General features: G+C 68.0%; 20 protein-coding genes. 8 read left to right on the top strand and 12 right to left on the bottom strand.

What is annotated here, in order from left to right; all coding sequences use genetic code 11:
- Nucleotides 1-69: 69 nt before the first annotated feature.
- Nucleotides 70-1521 carry a peptide MFS transporter gene (locus tag AC1DY7_RS26910; protein WP_477496806.1) on the bottom strand — a complete coding sequence of 484 codons (1452 nt, stop codon included), beginning with the start codon at nucleotides 1519-1521 and terminating at the stop codon, nucleotides 70-72.
- A 169-nt stretch (nucleotides 1522-1690) separates the two neighbouring features.
- Here AC1DY7_RS26910 and AC1DY7_RS26905 point away from each other — a divergent pair, with 169 nt between their 5' ends.
- Both AC1DY7_RS26905 and AC1DY7_RS26900 read left to right on the top strand, forming a co-directional pair.
- The gene (locus AC1DY7_RS26905; RefSeq protein WP_477496854.1) at nucleotides 1691-2956 is read left to right on the top strand and encodes a DUF7159 family protein; all 1266 of its coding nucleotides are present in this window, start codon (nucleotides 1691-1693) and stop codon (nucleotides 2954-2956) included.
- 142 nt (nucleotides 2957-3098) lie between these two features.
- Nucleotides 3099-3800 (top strand): L,D-transpeptidase, encoded by a 702-nt coding sequence (locus tag AC1DY7_RS26900; protein ID WP_477496853.1) that lies wholly within the window; start codon nucleotides 3099-3101, stop codon nucleotides 3798-3800.
- Here AC1DY7_RS26900 and AC1DY7_RS26895 read toward each other — a convergent pair.
- From AC1DY7_RS26895 to AC1DY7_RS26880, 4 genes are all read right to left on the bottom strand, one after another.
- On the bottom strand, nucleotides 3791-4468 hold the full coding sequence (locus AC1DY7_RS26895) for a sterol desaturase family protein (RefSeq protein ID WP_477496805.1): 678 nt from the start codon (nucleotides 4466-4468) through the stop codon (nucleotides 3791-3793). The genes AC1DY7_RS26900 and AC1DY7_RS26895 overlap by 10 nt on opposite strands.
- Complete coding sequence (locus AC1DY7_RS26890) at nucleotides 4465-5187, bottom strand: FadR/GntR family transcriptional regulator (RefSeq protein WP_477496804.1); 723 nt, start codon at nucleotides 5185-5187, stop codon at nucleotides 4465-4467. Before AC1DY7_RS26890 ends, AC1DY7_RS26895 begins: the two co-directional genes overlap by 4 nt.
- A gap of 55 nt (nucleotides 5188-5242) precedes the next feature.
- A complete protein-coding gene (locus AC1DY7_RS26885; RefSeq protein WP_477496803.1) occupies nucleotides 5243-5851 on the bottom strand; it encodes a peroxidase-related enzyme in 609 nt (202 codons plus the stop codon).
- 66 nt (nucleotides 5852-5917) lie between these two features.
- Nucleotides 5918-6694 (bottom strand): helix-turn-helix domain-containing protein, encoded by a 777-nt coding sequence (locus tag AC1DY7_RS26880; protein ID WP_477496802.1) that lies wholly within the window; start codon nucleotides 6692-6694, stop codon nucleotides 5918-5920.
- A gap of 86 nt (nucleotides 6695-6780) precedes the next feature.
- Here AC1DY7_RS26880 and AC1DY7_RS26875 point away from each other — a divergent pair, with 86 nt between their 5' ends.
- Nucleotides 6781-7104: a hypothetical protein gene (locus AC1DY7_RS26875; protein ID WP_477496801.1), complete on the top strand. Its 324-nt coding sequence runs from the start codon at nucleotides 6781-6783 to the stop codon at nucleotides 7102-7104.
- On the opposite strand, the gene AC1DY7_RS26870 is transcribed toward AC1DY7_RS26875, so the two are convergent.
- A complete protein-coding gene (locus AC1DY7_RS26870) occupies nucleotides 7064-7828 on the bottom strand; it encodes an SDR family NAD(P)-dependent oxidoreductase (RefSeq protein ID WP_477496800.1) in 765 nt (254 codons plus the stop codon). The two genes, AC1DY7_RS26875 and AC1DY7_RS26870, sit on opposite strands and share 41 nt — an antisense overlap.
- A 54-nt stretch (nucleotides 7829-7882) precedes the next feature.
- Here AC1DY7_RS26870 and AC1DY7_RS26865 point away from each other — a divergent pair, with 54 nt between their 5' ends.
- Nucleotides 7883-8779, top strand: a complete 897-nt coding sequence (locus tag AC1DY7_RS26865) for an alpha/beta fold hydrolase (protein WP_477496799.1) — start codon at nucleotides 7883-7885, stop codon at nucleotides 8777-8779.
- On the opposite strand, the gene AC1DY7_RS26860 is transcribed toward AC1DY7_RS26865, so the two are convergent.
- Nucleotides 8749-9999 (bottom strand): cytochrome P450, encoded by a 1251-nt coding sequence (locus tag AC1DY7_RS26860; RefSeq protein WP_477496798.1) that lies wholly within the window; start codon nucleotides 9997-9999, stop codon nucleotides 8749-8751. The genes AC1DY7_RS26865 and AC1DY7_RS26860 overlap by 31 nt on opposite strands.
- A 222-nt stretch (nucleotides 10000-10221) precedes the next feature.
- Here AC1DY7_RS26860 and AC1DY7_RS26855 point away from each other — a divergent pair, with 222 nt between their 5' ends.
- Complete coding sequence (locus AC1DY7_RS26855) at nucleotides 10222-10644, top strand: hypothetical protein (protein WP_477496797.1); 423 nt, start codon at nucleotides 10222-10224, stop codon at nucleotides 10642-10644.
- Here AC1DY7_RS26855 and AC1DY7_RS26850 read toward each other — a convergent pair.
- From AC1DY7_RS26850 to AC1DY7_RS26840, 3 genes are all read right to left on the bottom strand, one after another.
- Nucleotides 10634-12880, bottom strand: a complete 2247-nt coding sequence (locus AC1DY7_RS26850) for a molybdopterin-dependent oxidoreductase (protein ID WP_477496796.1) — start codon at nucleotides 12878-12880, stop codon at nucleotides 10634-10636. The genes AC1DY7_RS26855 and AC1DY7_RS26850 overlap by 11 nt on opposite strands.
- Nucleotides 12877-13446: a TetR/AcrR family transcriptional regulator gene (locus AC1DY7_RS26845; RefSeq protein ID WP_477496795.1), complete on the bottom strand. Its 570-nt coding sequence runs from the start codon at nucleotides 13444-13446 to the stop codon at nucleotides 12877-12879. Before AC1DY7_RS26845 ends, AC1DY7_RS26850 begins: the two co-directional genes overlap by 4 nt.
- 316 nt (nucleotides 13447-13762) lie before the next feature.
- Nucleotides 13763-14893, bottom strand: a complete 1131-nt coding sequence (locus AC1DY7_RS26840; RefSeq protein ID WP_477496794.1) for a nitronate monooxygenase — start codon at nucleotides 14891-14893, stop codon at nucleotides 13763-13765.
- 196 nt (nucleotides 14894-15089) lie between these two features.
- Between AC1DY7_RS26840 and AC1DY7_RS26835 the strand changes: the two genes are divergently transcribed.
- A complete protein-coding gene (locus AC1DY7_RS26835) occupies nucleotides 15090-15719 on the top strand; it encodes a fatty-acid--CoA ligase (protein ID WP_477496793.1) in 630 nt (209 codons plus the stop codon).
- Nucleotides 15719-15919, top strand: coding sequence for a (2Fe-2S)-binding protein (locus AC1DY7_RS26830; protein WP_477496792.1), 201 nt, complete (start codon nucleotides 15719-15721; stop codon nucleotides 15917-15919). Before AC1DY7_RS26835 ends, AC1DY7_RS26830 begins: the two co-directional genes overlap by 1 nt.
- On the opposite strand, the gene AC1DY7_RS26825 is transcribed toward AC1DY7_RS26830, so the two are convergent.
- A complete protein-coding gene (locus AC1DY7_RS26825; protein ID WP_477496791.1) occupies nucleotides 15861-16610 on the bottom strand; it encodes an HAD family hydrolase in 750 nt (249 codons plus the stop codon). The two genes, AC1DY7_RS26830 and AC1DY7_RS26825, sit on opposite strands and share 59 nt — an antisense overlap.
- Nucleotides 16610-17701, bottom strand: coding sequence for an NAD(P)H-dependent amine dehydrogenase family protein (locus tag AC1DY7_RS26820; RefSeq protein WP_477496790.1), 1092 nt, complete (start codon nucleotides 17699-17701; stop codon nucleotides 16610-16612). Before AC1DY7_RS26820 ends, AC1DY7_RS26825 begins: the two co-directional genes overlap by 1 nt.
- Nucleotides 17702-17804: 103 nt before the next feature.
- Between AC1DY7_RS26820 and AC1DY7_RS26815 the strand changes: the two genes are divergently transcribed.
- The gene (locus tag AC1DY7_RS26815) at nucleotides 17805-18551 is read left to right on the top strand and encodes a glucose 1-dehydrogenase (RefSeq protein ID WP_477496789.1); all 747 of its coding nucleotides are present in this window, start codon (nucleotides 17805-17807) and stop codon (nucleotides 18549-18551) included.
- Nucleotides 18552-18653: the final 102 nt, after the last annotated feature.

The raw sequence follows: 18653 nt of genomic DNA, 5'->3' as shown, positions 1-18653 counted from the left end.
CGACAACGCCGAAAGCGGCCGGGGAAGGTCACGGGTTGGCACAGATCGGGTGGAGCACCCGTAACTGTCTCAGTGCACGCCGTCCATCTGCCTGCTGATCCACGGCGACACCGCGAACACGATGATGCCGACGACGATCGCCACGATGCCGAGGATTCCGAAGTAGGGCACCTCGCGGGCCGGGTCGTAATACTTGGCCAGCACACCCGACATCGAGGTGCCCAGACCGACGGAGAAGAAGTAGAGCGCCATCATCTGCGCGCGGAACGCCTCGGGCGCCAGTTTGGTGGTGACCGACAACCCGATCGGGGACAACAGCAGTTCCGAGATGGCGAACACCCCGAGGATGACCGCTATCAGCAGCGCGGGGACCGCCTCGATGCCGGCCAGCGGGACGAACAGCAGGAACGCCACGCCCATGCCGATGACGCCGTAGCTGAACTTGCGTGGCGTCGTGGGTGCCCGGTTGCCCAGCTTGGTCCAGAGCACCGCGAACACGGGTGAGAGCAGGATGATCCACACGGGTTCGATGGACCCGATCCAGCTCGACGGCGCCGTCCAGCCGAAGATCGACCAGTTCATCCTGTCGTCGGAGTAGACGGCGAGCACCGTGAAGATCTGCTGGAACAGCGACCAGAACACCGCATTGGCGACGAACAGCGGGATGAACGACCGGACCCGCACCTTCTCCTGCCCGGTGACTTTGGCGCTGGTGAGCATGATGGCGAAGTACGCGATGGACGCCAGGAGGATAACTCCGGTGGTGACCTGCGACAGGTTGGCCAGCGTCACCAGTTTGAGGGCCACCGCCGCGGCGACGACGACGATGACGGCCACGAAGACGCCCACGGTCTTCCCGATGGCGCTGCGGGGCAACGGGTTCGGCACATCGCGACCGTGCTCGCCGAGATTGCGGCGGAACGCCACGTACTGGGTGAGGCCGAGTGCCATCCCGATCGCGGCGGCGCCGAAGCCGTAGTGGAAGCCGATCCGGGTCTGCAGCAGACCCGTGATCAGCGGGCCGATGAAGGCGCCGAGGTTGATACCGAGATAGAACAGGGTGAATCCACCATCGGCGCGGGCGTCGCCCTTCTCATAGAGCGTGCCGAGCAGTGAGGATGCGTTGGCTTTGAGCGCTCCGGAGCCCAGGGCGACCAGCACCAGGCCCGCGCCGACTCCGCCGAGCCCCGGGAGCACCGCCAGCGCGATGTGCCCGAGCATCACGACGACGCCGCCGTAGAACACGGTGCGTTCCATGCCCAGCAGCCGGTCGGCGATCCACCCGCCCAGCACCGTGGACAGGTACACGAGACCGCCGTACGCGCCGACGATGCCGGTGGCGGTGGCCTTGGACATGCCCAGCCCGCCGTCGGTCGCCGAGTAGTAGAGGTAGTAGCCGAGGATGGTGAGCATCCCGTAGAACGAGAAGCGCTCCCACAACTCGACCCCGAACAGATTCGTCAGCCCGATCGGGTGCCCGAAAATCGTCCTGGTACCCGGCACCTGCTCCACCCCAGCCATAGACGTCACCCTGCCACGCTCGGTGCCGCCCGCACTGCCGTTCGGTCGGGGCCGGCTTCGGACTGGGCCCCGGCGGGGGCACCCGGGTAGTGTCAGCCCGATAACGAGACGATGACGACATCGACTCGGCGCGGGTCGCGCTCCACTGTGACCGGCTTTGTCCGAAGGGGTGCATGTGGACGCGGTGCTCGGATTGTCTATGACACCTACGTCGCTCGGCTTGGTGGTTGTCGGCGGCGACGAGCTGACCGACGGTGACGCCGCAGACCGCACCCCCGATGCCTTCTCGCTGCGGGTCGACGGTGCGGCGGACGTGCGGGAGGCCACTGAACAGGTCACGGCGGCGGTCGAGGCGATCTCCGCGGCACGCGGTCACCGACTGAAGTCGATCGGGGTGACCTGGAGCGACGAGGCCGGTGCCGACGCGTCCCGGTTGATGGACTCGCTCAGTGAGTCCGGTTTCGGCAATGTGGTGCCGATCCGCCTGCCGGAGGCTACCGAGGCGCTGGCCCGCGGCACGGCCGAGGTGATCGGCTACCGGACGACCGCGGTGTGCGTCGTCGAACCCGACACGGCGATCGCGTTGATCGTGCACACCGACAACGGTGCGGTGCAGACGGCGATCAACCACGGCATCGACAGCGACGAATCCCTGATCGGCTGGCTCAGCACGGTCTTCACCCGCGCCGACTGGCAGCCCGAGGCCCTGGTACTGGTGGGTTCGGCCGGTGATTTCGACGCGGTGCTCCCGCACCTGGAAGAGGCGCTGTCCGTGCCGGTTTTCGCGCCGGCCGAGGCGCAGCTGGCGTTGGCCCGCGGGGCCGCCCTGGCGTCGTCCCACAGCCTGTCCCAGCCGTTCGACGAGCTGGGGCTGCTGACCACCGGCTCGGGCCGGCATGCCGCCGCCACCCGTCGGGTATCGCCGACCGGGGCACTGAGCGGTGTGCTGGTGGCCGGCGTGGTCACCTTCGTGGTGTCGGCGTCGGTGGCGGTCGCAGCGGCGTTGTCCCCGGAGCAGGTGGTGGCGACGCCGCGCGCAGCCGTCGTGACCGCCGACATTCCCGAAGCGGCCGCCCCCAGGGCCATCCCACAGGCCCCGGCCGCTCCGGTTCCGGCGGCGCTGCCACCGGTCGAGGTGCCGCAGGCTCCGGTCGACGTGAGTGCTGAGCTGCCTGCCGCGGCGCCCGGAGATGTCGCCGACGCAGTACCGCCCGCGGAGGCGACCACCGATGTGCCCGCGGTGGCCCCGGTCGATACCGTGTCGCCGCTCGGCCCGGACCCGGCCTTGGTGGCCGCGATGCCGCCGCAGATGATCGTGCCGCCGGTGGTGGCACCGCCGGTCAAGAAGTCGCTATTCGAGCGCATCCGGGACCGGCTGCACCCCGGCGCGGACGACGATTACCCGGCCCCGGTGATCCTGGCGCCGCAGGGCTGACCAGCGCGCCGCGCCCTGGCTAACATTTGTCGGGCCGCAAACGAACTACGATGTAGTCCACTATCGCCGTTCTGGGTCTCCAGGGAGGATTGAGAGCTTGCGCGCAGCATTTAAGTATGTGCTTGTCATCGCTGGGATCGTCATGATGGCGACAACCTCGGCCGGGGTTTCGGGTGCGGCGGTTGCCGGTGCACCGAGCACGGTCGTGTCCGTATCGCCCAAAGCTGGCGAAGTCGTCGGGGTGGCGTACCCGGTGACCATGAACTTCGCCCGGCCGATCGCCGATCGCGGCGCGGTTGAGCACGGCATCAAGTTCAGTGGGTCCAAGATTCCCGCGGGATCCTTTGCCTGGCTTGACGACTCGACGGTCCGCTTCACCCCGAGCGACTACTGGCCGGCCCATTCGACCATCGCGATGTCGTTGGGCGGGTTCAAGGCGACGTTCGAGACCGGTGCCCAGGTGGTCGGGCTCGCCGACATCGACGCACACACTTTCACCGTCAGCATCGACGGCCAGGTGGTCCGGGAAATGCCGGCCTCGATGGGCAAGCCCAAGCACTCCACCCCGGTCGGGTCCTTCACGGCGCTGGAGAAGCAGAATCCGGTCATCATGGATTCGCGCACCATCGGTATCCCGCTGAGTGATCCGGAGGGCTACAAGCTCACCGTCAACTACGCCGTGCGGGTCACCTGGGGCGGGGTGTATGTGCACTCCGCACCCTGGTCGGTGGCCTCGCAGGGCAATTCCAACGTCAGCCACGGCTGCATCAACCTGAGCCCGGACAACGCGGCCTGGTACTACAACAACGTCAGCATCGGCGACCCGATCATCATTCAGGCCTGACGGGACCCACCGTGCAGGTTCTTCGCGGTCGGTGAGGTGGCGACGGCGGCCGGATCCGGGTAGGTGCCCAGGACCCGGTCGGCCGTGCCACTGCTGGTCACGGTGAACCAGTAGTGTTCGTTCTTGAAATGGTGGCGGCGGTGGTTGCGCCACACTGACCGGTAGAGCGCGGATTTCGGCTTGTAGTCGGTGTGTACGAGGTAGTGACACCACTCATAGCCGAGCCCCAGCAGGGCCATACCGACCAGAAACGTCAGGCCGCGGCCCAGTCCGGCACCGGTGGCGGGAATGACGAGCGTGCCGACGGCCGTCACCAGCGGCAGCACCCACAGCAGTGACTGCCACGGGATGAAGACCAGACCGATGTCGCGCGGATCGACATGATGCTCGCGATGCTTACGTGCCAACAGCGGGTCGACCGCGATACCCGCGATGCGGCGTGGCCGCCAGTGCAGGACAGTGACGTGAATGATCCACTCCAGGAACGGGAACAGCGCGAGCATCCCCAGCGGGACAAGGGCATCACCGATCTCCCAGTGGCCGAACAGGATTCGTGCGGCCAGCGCCGTGACCACAGTCGTACCGAGGATCCACGGCGTGGGGTGCCGGACGAACTCCCGGGCGGCCGCGCCGAGGGTGGCGCCGTGCCGGGTGGCGGTGGTGGTCATGACTGCGCCTCCAGCGCCGCGAGGGCATCCAGCAGGGCCGTGGTCGCCGGCTCGAGGAGATCACGCGCGGCCTGCGCGGCGCCCTCGGTATCCCCGGCGGTGACGGCGCCGGCGATGGCGCGGTAGGCGTCCGGCCGGCCGACCTCGGCGGCCATCAGGGTGGCCAGCGCGGGAAGTGCGGGCTCGTAGGTGGCGCGAAGGGTGTTGTACATCAGCCGCAGCGCGATGGAATCGGCGCCGTCGACCAGGTGATCCCAGAAGGTCAAAGCGTGCCGCTGTCGTTGCACGGCATCGGTTTCGGCGATCAACACAGCGATGGCCTCGTCGAGCAGACCGGCCAGTTCGGGACGGTGCCGGGCGGCGGCCAGTTCGGCGACCTTCGGGCCGTTGTGCAGCCGGGTTTCCAGGATGGACCGCACCACCGCGGGATCCAGTTCCCCATTGCGCACCAGCAGCCGGGGGAGCAAGTCCAGTCCGGCGTGCTTGCGGAAGTCGCGCACCGTGGTGGTGTCGCCCTGGCGGATCTCCACGAGCCCGGCGGCGGTCAGCTGTTTGAGCGCTTCGCGCACGGCGGGCCGGGACACCCCCAGCACCTCGGCCAGGCGGCGTTCGCTGGGTAGCGGATCGCCCGGCGCCATCTCGCCGCTGAGGACGTCGGTGATGATCTGGTCGAATACGTCCCCGGAGACCGACCTGCGATGAATGGGCTGTAATGCCATGGCCCGAGCATCACAGGTCGGCGGTCAGAGGTCAAGTGGTAAGACCAGTGCAATTTCAGTGACCGGGGACGCCCGTGTACTCCGGGTTGGGCGGCACCGCGAGCGCAATACCGATCCGGTTGGTCGCACCGATGAACGCGGCGATCGAGATGCCCTCCAGGATCAGCTGATCGTCGAGGCCCAGGTCGCGCAGCTGCTGGAGGTCCGCCTCGGTGATGGAACGGGGATCGTTGTTGATGGCCACCGCCAGGTCGGCCAGCGCGTGCTCGCGCTCGGTGAGCTCGTCGACATGGTGGTGGTCGATGGCCACCCGCTGCCCGAACGACCAGTCGCCGGCCACCTTGCCCAGCTTGTTGGCGTGATTGGTGTGGCAGTAGGCGCACCGGTTCTCACCGGAGACGACGGTCGCGATGACCTCGCGTTCGCGGGCGGTGAGCCCGCCGCGGCCGTCGGTGCCCAGCAGTGGCAGCAGGTAGCCGTTGAGGCGTTCCAGGTCGCCCTCGTTGAGTGACAGCGCGCGGAACCAGTTGGAGGTCAGGCCTTCGTCGCGTTGCTGCTTGGCGAAGAAGCCCCGCACGCCGGGGCTGGTGAGGTCGTCGAGTTCCGGCACCCGCAGTCGCGAGATGGCCGACGGGGTCAGGGCGGTATCAACGGTCGCAGTCATCTGTCCGACGATGCGCAGCCCGCGCCGATCCGGCAACGGTTTTGCGCCGCGCGACGAAAAACGTTGTCAGCGCAGGGCTTCGGCCGTCGCGTCATCGGCGGGCAGGAAGGCCTCGATGCTGAGCTCGGCGGCGGTCAGGTCGAGGGCGGTGCCGAAGGTGGTGACGGTGCTCAGAAATCGCAACACCGCGCCGTTGCCGCCGTCGAGTTCGAGTGGCACCACCACCCCGCCCAGTTCGGCCGCCCCGGACTGCCCGCCGGGATAGGACTCGATCTCGGCCAGCAGTGCCGAGGAATCCGGTGATGCGCTCACCGCTGCCTCGCGACGTAACCGGCCGATCACGTGGTGGCGCCATTGGGCCAGATTGCGGATCCGCGGCGCCAGGCCGTCGGGGTGCAGTGAGATGCGCAACGCGTTGGGCCGTTCCATCAGGTGCGGTGCCACCCCGTCGAGCAGCAGTGCGGTTCCGGCGTTCACCTGCAACACATTCCAGCCCCGGTCCACTGCCAGGCATGGGAAAGGGTTGTAGGCGGCCAAGACTCGCTCCACACCGGACCGCACCGCCGACATCCCGGGATCGTCGAGGGCGTGCTCGGTGTACACCGGCGCGAGCCCGGCGGCCAGCAGCAGCTGGTTCTGCTCACGCGCGGGCACGTCGAGTGCCGCGGCGAGTTTGAGCACCATCGACCGGCTGGGTGCCGACCGCCCGGTCTCGATGAAACTGACGTGCCGGGCCGACACGTCGGCCTCCAAAGCCAGGTCGAGCTGGCTGAGCCGGCGCCGCTGCCGCCAGGTCCGCATCAGCGTGCCGAACGGTGAGGCCTGAACATCCACGGTGGTCACGAGAGCCAGTGTCGGTCACCGGAGTGGGCGGCGCCATTACCTGTGCGGTAATTGCCGCACTTACCTGCGCGGCTCACGCTGGTGACATGACCGAGACGAGCATCCCGCGCTGGCTGACGTTCGTACTGCGATGCGACCGGGCCGGGTCCTCCTGGTACGTCGGTACCGGTTTCTTCTTCGCGCCACTGCTCGCGGTGGTGTCGCCCTGGCCCGCCCTCACCTCGGTGCTGTGGGCCGTCATCGCACTGACCGGACTGTGGCTGGGGTTGCTCGGCATCGCGATGGCGACGGGCCTGTCCATGGTTTTGCGGTCCGACACCGAAATCGGAGAAGACTACTGGCGCAGCATCATCGACTACCCGGATCCGACTACCAGGTCTGTTCGGAAGCCCGCACCAGAACCTCGTTGACGGCCACCCGGCGGTGGCGGGTCACCACGAACGTGACCGCCTCGGCGATATCGGACGGCAGCAGTTTGACCATGTCCTCGGTGCGTCGCTGCAGGGCCTCCCGGTCGGCCTCGGGCAGGTGATCGGTGATCTCGGTCTCGACCGTGCCGGGTTCGACAAGGCTGACGCGGACCCGCTGGCCGAGCACCTCCTGGCGGAGGGCGTCGGAAAACGCACCGATGCCGTGCTTGGTCAGCGAATACACCGCCGTGCCTGCCCGCGCCACGCGGCCGGCCGTCGAACTGATGTTGACGATGTCGGCCACCCCGCGGGGTGAGTCCGCCGCCGCGGCGATCAGGTGCGGCAGGCCGGCGCGGGTCACGTAGAGCAGCCCGGACACGTTCACCGAGATCATCTGGTCCCAGTCCGCCGGGTCGGCTTCGGCGGCCGGCCCGATACGCATCAGTCCGGCATTGTTCACCAGGATGTCGAGCCGACCTGCTTGTGCCACAACGGATTCCACCGCATCGGCAGCCTGCTTCGGATCGGACACGTCGGCCTCGACGGCCAGGGCCCGGCCGCCAGCGTCCTCGATGCGGGCTCGCAGGCCGTCCAGTCGGTCGCGGCGCCGGGCGAGCAGGGCCACCGTCGCCCCCTCGGCGGCCAGGGCCAGCGCGGTGGCTTCGCCGATTCCGCTACTGGCGCCGGTGACCAGTGCGACCGTGTTCCGCAATGCTGATGTCATGACGCCATCATCCGTTACTGATCAGTAGGCTCGGGGCGGACAGGGGGAGTTCCAGTGATCGAACCGAAGATCATCGAGATCCACGGCGTGCGGCAGGCCGTGTTGGACGCCGGCGAGGGCGACGAAGTCCTGCTGCTGATCCATGGCATGGCGGGCAGTGCACACAGCTGGCGGGCGGTGCTGCCGCAGCTGGCGAAGAAGTACCGGGTGATCGCGCCGGACCTGCTGGGCCACGGCCAGTCCGGGAAACCGCGCACCGACTATTCCCTGGGTGCGTTCGCGGTGGGCCTGCGGGATCTGCTCGACGAACTCGGCGTGTCCTCGGTGACGGTGGTCGGTCACTCGCTGGGCGGCGGGGTGGCGATGCAGTTCCTCTATCAGCATCCCGAGTACTGCCGCCGGCTGGCCCTGATCAGCAGCGGTGGCCTGGGCCCGGACGTGGGATGGATCCTGCGCCTGCTCGCCGCGCCGGGAGCGGAGTTCGTGATGCCGGTGATCGCGCCCGCACCCGTCCTACGGGCCGGAAACGCGGCGAAGTCGTGGCTCAGTTCGATGGGCTTGCGTTCGCCCCGTGGCGCGGAGATCTGGAACGCGTATTCGTCGTTCGCCGACCGCGCCACGCGCGAGGCCTTTATCCGCACCCTGCGCTCGGTCGTCGACTACCGGGGTCAGTCGGTGAGTGCGCTGAACCGGCTGAACCTGCGGGAAGAGCTGCCCGTCCTGGCCATCTGGGGCGAGGACGACGACATCATTCCGGTCGACCACGCCTACTCGGCGTTGCAGGCCCGCCCGGATTGCCGACTCGAGGTCCTACCCAACGTCGGGCATTTCCCTCCGGTCGAGGCGCCCGAGGCCGTCGTCGACCTGCTCGACGAGTTCCTGTCCACGACCGAACCCGCCGATCTGCGCCGGGTTGCCGACTACACCGCCGCCCTGGACGACCCCGAATAGTCGACCTGCCAGTGCTTGATGCCGTTGAGCCAACCCGAGCGCAGCCGTTCGGGTTCGGCCAGCGAGGTCAGGTCGGGCATCGCGTCGGCGATGGCGTTGAACATCAGGTCGATCGTCATCCGGGCCAGGTTGGCGCCGATACAGAAGTGGGCGCCGTTACCGCCGAACCCCACGTGCGGGTTGGGGTCGCGCAGGACGTTGAAGCTGTACGGATCGTCGAAGACGTCCTCGTCGAAGTTGGCTGAGCGGTAGAACATCACGACCCGCTGGCCCTTCTTGATCGGCACGCCTGCCAGCTCGGTGTCTTCGAGTGCGGTGCGCTGGAACGACGTGACCGGGGTCGCCCAGCGCACGATCTCGTCCGCGGCGGTGCCGGGCCGGTCGCGCTTGAACAACTCCCACTGATCGGGGAAATCGGTGAACGCCATCATCCCCTGGGTGATCGAGTTGCGGGTGGTCTCGTTGCCCGCGACAGCGAGCAGGATGACGAAGAATCCGAACTCGTCATCGGAGAGCTTGTGGCCCTCGACGTCGGCCTGCACCAGTTTGGTGACCAGGTCGTCGGTGGGGTTGGCGGATTTCTCGGCTGCCATCTGCATGCCGTAGGTGATGAGCTCCACCGAGGCGCTGATGGCGTCGTTGTTCGCGAACTCGGGATCCTGGTCGCCGACCATCTGATTGGACCAGTGGAACAGCTTCATCCGGTCCTCCTGCGGCACCCCCATCAGGCCCGCGATGGCCTGCAGGGGGAGCTCGCAGGACACCTGCTCGACGAAGTCACCGCGGCCCTCGGCGGCGGCCGCGGCCACGATCTGGCGGGCCCGCTCGGCGAGGTCAACACGCAGCTGTTCGACGGCCCGCGGCGTGAACGCCCGCGAGACGATCTTGCGCAGATGGGTGTGGTGCGGCGCGTCCATGTTGAGCAGCACGAACTTGCCGGAATCGATCTGGGCCTGCACGGTGCCGTCTGCGTAGCGCGGTAGCGCGGTCTTCTCCAGGCTGGAGAAGACGTCGCTGCGTCGCGAGACCTCCTTGACGTCCTTGTGTTTGGTCACCACCCAGAAACCGCCGTCACCGAACCCGCCCTTGTCGAGCGGTTGTTCGTTCCACCAGATCGGTGCCACCTTCCGCATCTGGGCGAGTTCGTCCACCGGCAGGCGCTCGGCGTAGATGTCGGGATCGGTGAAATCAAATCCGGCAGGCAGGTTCGGGCTCGGCATCGATGCACTCCCATGGCGACGGTGTGAAATGGTCCCCCTGTTCGCATTGCACACCACGTAACGGCCCGGTGTCTCGGACTCCGAGAAGGTGGCACCCCCTGACAGAACCGGATTCTCAGCTCAATCCCCTCCGCCCCAGACGGCACAGGTGTAACAATTTCGGTGCCCGCAGAGAACTACCCATAGATCAGTCACGTCATGGCCGTGGGGAAGGGGGCATCGATGGCGATCGATGTCAGAACGCAGATACTGACCGCACTCACAGGGGCGGTTGCCGCCCTCGTGCTGGCCGCGCCCGCCGCAGCCGACCCCGATGCGGCCGCCCCTGAGGTGCCCGCGTCGGACACCGCGCCGGCATACGCCGACGGTGTGCCGCACTTGGCCAGTCCCGACGCGCTGCCGCCGGGCTCGACGATGGATCCGAGCGTGATGGCCGGCGCCGAGTCCCCACGCGTCAGCTATCTCAAGGATCTGTGGCGCGCCGTGCAGAGCCAGGAGATCAGCGGCAAGGAAGCCCTGGTGCTCGGCATCGCGCAACGCGGCATGGATACCCCGAACCCGGTGCAGGCGGCTGGCCCGAACACGCCTCATACGCCCGGCGACGCGGCCCCGGCACCGGCACCGGCGGATCCCGCTACGCCCTGAGCGGTTCCACGGGGGCAATCCGCGCGGGTACGTGTTTGTGCCACGGCGTGCCGGCGTAGGCATCGTGCCAGTCGGTCGACGTCAGCGCATTCGGCGCCACACCCGGGACCACCGCAGCACCGTCGGCCCCGACGAAGTCCAGCCCGTACCCGTTGGGCAGGGACGCATGCCCGGGCAGCATCGCATCGCTGATCTCCACCGACGCTTCCGCGCGACCCGCCGAGGTGGTGATGGTGGCGCGGCCGCCGTCGAGCAGCCCAAGAGCCTGCGCGTCGTGCATGCTCACCCGCAGCGCCCCGTCGACGTCACGCTTGCGCCAGCTCGGATCCCGGATGATGTCGTTGGCGGTGAAGGCGCGGCGTTCGCCGGCAGAGAGCACGATGGGGAATTCGGCACTCGTCAGCTCCGACGGCCGTGCCGCCAACCCCGCCAGATCGTCGAGCAGCTCCGGGATGGTCAACGCGATCCGGTGGTCGGCGTGACCGATCAGCGCCCAGTCGTCGGCGTACTCGTGTTCGGTGAAGGTCACCCCGGACGGGCTGGAAAGGATCGCGGTGAACAGGGCGTTGCCGTCCGCGTGCCCGGCGCGGCGCACCGCCTCCGGGTAGGTCAGCGCCGCCTTCTGCGCCAGCCCCCACAGTCCGGCGGCGCCGGCCAATCCGTCGGGCAAGGTCGGTCCGAGGGTTTCGTAGAGGACGTAGGGCAGCACCCGGCCCAACCCCGGGTTCGCCCCGACCGCGGCGAAGAACGCCTGGGTGTAGGCCTCCAGCCCGTCGGCCGCCGCCCGGCGTAGCGGTTCCAGTTCGGCGTCGTCGACAACGCCGAGTGCGCGCACCAGGCGGGCCCAGATCTCCGGCTCGGGCAGGGTGCCTGCCGCCGGTTCCAGCAGGGGGTGGCGAAGGTGAAAGGTGTTGTGCGGGAACTCCAGATTGAAGAACGTCGCCTCGGCCTTCTCGAACTGGCTGGCCGCGGGCAACACGTAGTGCGCCAGCCGCGCGGTCTCGGTCATCGCGACGTCGACCACGACCAGCAGCTCCAGCGCGGACAACGCCTCGCGCACCGCGGACGAGTCGGCGACCGAATGTGCCGGGTTGCTGCTCTCGACGATCATCGCCCGGAACCGGTCGGGGTGATCGGTGAGGATCTCCTGGGCCACCACGTTCGACGGCACCAGCCCGGCGATGATCGGCGCTCCGGTGACCGGGGTACGCCCGACCCCGCCGGTGCCGAACAGTGGGGCGAAGGTCGAATGCAGATGCTGCCCACCGCGTTTGGCGAAGTTCCCGGTGAGGATCCACAGCATCTTGTTGAGATAGGAGCACAGCGTGCTGTTGGGCGCCTGCTGGATGCCGAGATCTTCGAACACCGACACACTCGACGCGGCGGCGATCCGTCGGGACGCGGCCCGCAGCAGGTCGCCGTCCACCCCGCAGCGTGCCGCATAATCGTCGACGTCCACCGCGGCGAGCGCCCGGCGCACCGGCTCGGCACCCGTCACGTGTTCGGCCAGAAATGTTTCGTCGCAGAGGTTTTCCTGGACCAGGACGGCTGACATGGCGGCCAGGCACCACGCGTCGGTGCCCGGGCGCACCCGCAGGTGGAAGTCGGCGAGTTTGGCGGTATCGGTGATCACAGGGTCGATCACGATCATCGAACGGCCGGGATCCTTCGCGATGTCTTGCAGGACGGTGCGGGCCCGGGGAAAGCTCTGCGACATCCACGGGTTCTTCCCGACGAACACCGACACCTCGGCATGTTCGAACTCGCCGCGGGTGTGGCCTCCGTAGAGTTGGCTGTCCACCCAGAATTCGCCGGTCTTCTCCTGCGCCAAGGCATTCGACCGGTATCGGGCGCCGAGTGCCTTGAGAAAGGCCCCGCTGTAGGCGCCGCCCAGGTGGTTGCCCTGTCCGCCGCCGCCGTAATAGAAGATCTTGTCCCCACCGACGGTGTCCCGGATCCGGGCGAACCCCTCGGCGATCTCGGCTATCGCTGTCTCCCAGTCGATCTCCTCGTACGTACCGTCGCGTCGGCGGCGCATCGGCGAGGTCAGCCGGGTCCGGTTGTTCTGATAGTGGTCGAGGCGCAGCGCCTTGTTGCACGTGTATCCCTGCGATGCAGGGTGGGATTTGTCGCCGCGGATCTTGGCCAGCGTGCGGCCTTCCAGTTGCACCATGATGCCGCAATTGCATTCGCAGAGAATGCATGCGCTCGGATGCCATTCGGTGGTCTCGGTCATGGTCGGGCCTTTCGTTCGCCTGAGGCGGCAGCCACGAGGGCGCGTAACTGCCGGTGGACGAGATCCAGTGCGGTCATCTCGCCGGTCGTGCGGGCCACCAGGACGGCGCCTTCGATGGAGGTAGTGGCGAGCATCGCGAGTTCGGCCGCGCGGTCGGGGGCGACACCGTCGGAGCGCAACAGGCCCTCGATCAGGCCGATCCACTTGTCGAACGCGGCGGCGGCGCGGGCGAGGACCTCGGTGTTGTCGGCCTCGACGGCCACGGCCACCACCGGGCAGCCTGCGCGGAACTTGCTGTCGTGCAATTGGTCTCGAAATCCCTCGACGACGATATCCAGCGCGTCCACCGCGGTGGCCGCAGCGGAGATCCGGCGCGCGATGTGCTCGGCGGCGAAGTCGACGGCCTCGCAGAGCAGTTGGGTGCGGCCACCGGGGAAGTGGTGGTAAGCCGAGCCGCGGGGCGCGCCGCTGTGTTCGAGAACGTCGGAGATGGCCGTCGAATGTGCGCCCCGTTCGCGGATGAGCAGTGCGGCGGAGACGATCATGCGGTCACGCGGGCTGGCCATGACGGCGAATCCTTCCGGACGATTATGTAGAGCATCATACATAGCGCGTCGCGTGGGAAGAGCCGATCGCGTTTTCGACGTGAGGGTCGCGATCTCGGCGCCGTCGCGACCCTCACGCAGAAAACGACGGGTGCGACGACCCGAAACGCACGAATCCCGCCGGTCCGGGAGAACGGAGGCCGGCGGGATTCGCGGGTTTCGGCGGGCAGGAGCGAAGCGACCCGGGGGATTGTCTCGGCGGGCAGGAGCGAAGCGACCCGGGGGATTGTCTCGGCGGGCGGGAGCGAAGCGACCCGGGGATTGTCTCGGCGGGCAGCTAGACGGAAGCTGCCTCGTTGATCTCGTTCAGCGTGCTCGTCGCCTCGAGATATTCCTGAACCCAGCGCTCGATGACGGCGGAGGTCTTCTCCACCTTGGTGAACTGGCCGACCACCTGGCCGATCGGGTTGAACGCGACGTCGACGGTCTCGTTCGGGTACTTGTGCGTGGCGGCCACGGCCATGCCGGACACCATGTACTGCAGCGGCATGCCGAGTGGCTGCGGGTTCTCCGGGTTTTCCCACGCCTCGGTCCAGTCGTTGCGCAGCATGCGGGCGGGCTTGCCCGTGAAGGACCGGCTGCGGACGGTGTCGCGGCTGCCGGCCTTGGCGTAGACCGCGTGCTGCACGGGGGTGTTCTCGGACTCCTCGACCATCACCCACTGCGAGCCGGTCCACGCCCCCTGCGCGCCGAGGGCGAGGGCCGCGGCGATCTGCTGACCGCTGCCGATCCCGCCGGCGGCCAGCACCGGGACCGGGGCGACCTCCTTGACGACCTGCGGCCACAGCACGATGGAGCCGACCTCGCCGCTGTGCCCGCCGGCCTCGCCGCCCTGGGCGATGATGATGTCCACGCCGGCGTCGGCGTGCTTACGGGCCTGCGACGGCGATCCGCAGAGCGCGGCGACCTTGCGGCCCTCGGCGTGAATGTGCTCGATCATGTCCTTGGGCGGGGTGCCCAGCGCATTGGCGATCAGCGTCATCTTGGGGTGCCGCAGCGCCACCTCGACCTGAGGGGTGGCCGTCGCCTCGGTCCAGCCGAGCAGCTGCAGCGCGTTGCTGTCACTGTCGTCCGTCGGTACCCCGTGGTCGGAAAGGATCTTCTTGGCGAAGTCCAGATGTTCTTGGGGGACAAGCGAATTCAGTGTGGTCTTGAGGTCGTCGGCGGACATGTTGGAATCCATGCCCTCGTACTTGTTGGGGATGACGATGTCCACACCGTACGGGTGGTCGCCGATGTGCTCGTCGATCCAGTTGAGCTCGATCTCGAGCTGTTCGGGGGTGAAGCCGACGGCGCCGAGCACGCCGAACCCGCCGGCCTTGCTGACTGCCACGACGACGTCGCGGCAGTGGGTAAAGGCGAAGATCGGCAGGTCGATGCCGAGTTGGTCACAGAGGGCGGTACGCATGCCTTCTCCTTGGGGACGATCGCGAGCGGACGACTGGAACGTGTTCTAGTTTAGGCGACGGCGCGGTACCCACGACAAGCCCCTGTCCGCCTTTTCTGACGCTTCAGGCCTCGACAGCGCGTGAGAATGGCATTACCGTTTTGCGCAAGTCTGATTAACAGTGGTGTTCGGGGGAATCGGGGGGTGACTGCCGGCCATGACGGACTGGCTGACGGGTTCGCTGGTACTGGTCTCGGACTACCGGGTACCGGACCCCGCTCAGGTGTGGCCGCTGTTACGACGCCGCGCCGACGCGCTCGCCGACCTCGGCGCCCACCACGTTCTGGTGTACACCTCGACCACCGATCCCGAGCGCGTTCTGGTCATCCTCGTCATCCACGCCCACGAACCGATCCTGGACCTGTTGCGGTCCCGGGTGTTCTTCGACTGGTTCGACGCGGTGGGGGTGCAGGACCTGCCCGCGGTCTTCGCCGGCGAACTGTTCGACCGCATCGACCTTGCAGGCGACCAGCTCGGCGGCCCTCCGCCGGTCATCGTGTCGATGGTGACCCCGGTGGCCGACATCGCCGAGCTGAGCGCACGGGTCCGCGAATCGTCGCCCGCGTTCCGTAACACCGGGGTGCGCCGGTTCTGGAGTTTCAAGGCCTTCGATGACCCCCATGAGGCGCTGATCCTGCAGGAGGTCGATGACGAGTCCAGTGCACGGCGCTGGCTGCACGACTCCGACGATGCGGCGGCCTGGCTGACCGAGGCCGGAGTCGGTGCCTATCCACCGGTGTTCATCGGGACGTTCCAGCACATGATGCAGCCGGGCGCCGCGCGCTGATGTTCGTCTGCCTGTGCAACGGGATCACCAGCCATGCGGTGGCCGACGCGGTCGACGCCGGCGCGTGCACCACCAACGAGGTGGCGGTGGCCTGTGGTGCCGGCGCCGACTGCGGACGGTGCCGGCGCACGGTGCGGGCCATCATCGATGCGCGTCGCGCCGCAGACGCGCGGCCCAGCGCCGAGTTTCGCCGGCACTGACCCGCAGCACCGGCCAGTCCCGTTCGGCGGCGGCCGCCGCCAGCCCGGGGCGCGGGTTCACCGCCCGCGGATGGCCCACGGCCTCCAGAACCGGCAGATCCTCGGTGCCGTCGGAGTAGCCGAAGCTCTGCGTCAGGTCGATGTCGTGGGCGGCGCTGAACTGCAGCACCGCTCGCGCCTTGTTCCTGCCCCAGATGATCGGTTTGACGATTCGACCCGTCAGCCTGCCGTGCTCATCGGTGTCGAAGTGATTGCACAGCACGTGGGTGATGCCGAGGTGGCGGGCCACCGGTTCGGCGTGCAAGGTCATGGCCGACGAACTCATCACGACGGTGTGGCCGCACTCCTGATGGGCCGCCACCACCCCGCGCATCACCGGGAACAGCCGGGAGATGGTGCGCCGCTGGAACAGATCCTCGCCGAGGTCGTCCAGTTCGGTCAGCTCGTCGCCCGCCAGATACCCCCCGGCGCGCTGCAGCAGCCGCTCGAACTCCATCCGGCCGAGCTTGTACCGCACCGACGCCTCGATGATCCCCGTCAGTTCACCGAAGCGGGCTTGACCGTGCCGGAAGCGGTGCCCCGCGTGCACCGTGGCGGTGAATCCGCGGACCAGGGTGCCGTCCAGGTCGAAGAATGCGCCCACCGACGGACCGGTGGGAGCGCTGCGGATTTCCTCCAGCGGATCGGGCACTACTCCATTCTGCGTACTGCGTGCGACAACAACCCCTTACCGGTGCCCAGCGGCAGGTCAAGGGTGGTCCGGATACCCGGCGCGGCGGCAATCACGTCCGGGATCGCGTTCACGATCCGCCCCGCGGCGGCCAGGATCGCCGCGTAGTTGTGGTCGCCGCGGCTGCTCGTCGGGCAGATGTCCACGACATAGGACGGCTCGCCGGTGATCTCCACGCGATAGGACCCACCGGGCTGCGCGGGCTGCGCCCAGTCCGGGCGAAGGTCCTCGCGCACGCGGGTGATGTGCTCGACGACGATGACCGGCTTGCCGCCGACCATGCCGTTGATCTCGAAACGCATGGCGGCCACGGTGCCCTTGGCGATCACGCCGGTGGCGACCTCGATGTCCTCCGGGGCGGGCTCGAGCTCGTAGCTCTCGGTGATCTCCTCGACCTCCACGCCCAGGCCTGCGGCCAGCATCTTGATCGCGGTGCCCCAGGCGGCACTGAGGATGCCGGGATAGAACAACATGCCGGGCTGATCCATCGGGTTGCCGAAGCCCATCACGATCGACATCACCTCGGCGCCGTCGTAGGTGGCGTAGTCAGCGATCTCCATGGTCTTGATATGTTCGATCCGCTGGCAGGTGCTCGCGATCGCGAACGGCACCAGGTCGGTGGCGAACCCGGGATCCACGCCGGTGATGTACACGCTCGCGTTGCCGGTGCGCGCAGCGTCCTCCACGCGGTCGATGGCTTTCTGTGGCATCGCACCCCACGGGAACTGCAGCCCACCGGGTGCCGAGCCGACCACGTTGATCCCGGCCGACAGCGCCGCCACCACGTCGCGGGTCGCCTCGACGGGGCGGGTGTCGCCCATGGCGCAGTACACCAGGCAGTCCGGCTTGGCCTCGAGCGCGCCGTCCATGCCCTGCGTCGCGACCACGCCTGTCACGACGTCGATACCGGCGAGCTCACCCGCGTCGACGCCGACCTTGTCCTCGGTCGAGGTGCCCACCGCAACCAGGTCGAACCGGGGGTCCTCGATGAGCTGGATCAGGGCCAGTCGGCCACAGTTTCCGGTGCCGACGAGCGCCACGCGAATGGCCATACGGGTCTCCTCCAGGTGTTTGGTCTAACGCAGTATGAGCGGTTGCCGGACAAATTGGAACAGGTTCTAATTTTGCCTCCCGGATGGGGTAGCCTCACGCCCCATGGGACGCGTGGACGGCAAGGTTGTACTGATCAGCGGCGGCGCTCAGGGGATGGGCGCGGCGCACGCCAAGGCCTTGGTGGCCGAGGGCGGCAAGGTCGTCATCGGAGACATTCTCGACGAGCCGGGACAGGCGCTGGCCGACGAACTCGGTGACGCGGCGCGCTATGTGCACCTCGACGTCACCCAGGCCGACCAGTGGGACGCCGCGGTCGCCGTCGCCAACGACGCCTTCGGCAGCCTGACCGGACTGGTGAACAACGCCGGCATCGTGGCGCTGGGCAAGATCGGCCATTTCGACATGGCCGAATGGCAGAAGGTCATCGACGTCAACCTGACGGGCACCTTCCTCGGCATGCAGGCGGTCGTCGCCTCGATGAAGGCCGCGGGCAACGGATCCATCATCAACGTCTCGTCGATCGAGGGGCTGCGCGGCGCCCCGATGGTGCACCCGTACGTCGCCTCCAAGTGGGCGGTGCGCGGCCTGGCCAAATCCGCGGCACTGGAACTCGGCAGGCGCAACATCCGGGTGAACTCACTGCACCCCGGCTTCATCCGCACCCCGATGACCGAGCATTTCCCTGCCGACATGGTGACCGCGCCGCTGGGCCGGCCCGGCCAGTCCGACGAGGTTGCCGCGTTCGTGGTGTTCCTGATCAGCGACGAGTCGTCGTTCGCCACCGGCTCGGAGTTCGTCGTCGACGGCGGACTGGTCACCGACGTCAACCACAAGGACAACATCTTCTGACGGTGTGACGTGCTCCTCAGGTAGCCGACCCGGCCGGTTGTCGGCGCGGCGGGCAGGCACAATGTGGTGTCGGCCGAGCGGCCGACACACTGAGCGCCAAGC

The sequence above is a fragment of the Mycobacterium sp. P2_H7 genome (genome assembly GCF_056403275.1).
This window is presented reverse-complemented; position numbering and strand designations above follow the sequence as displayed.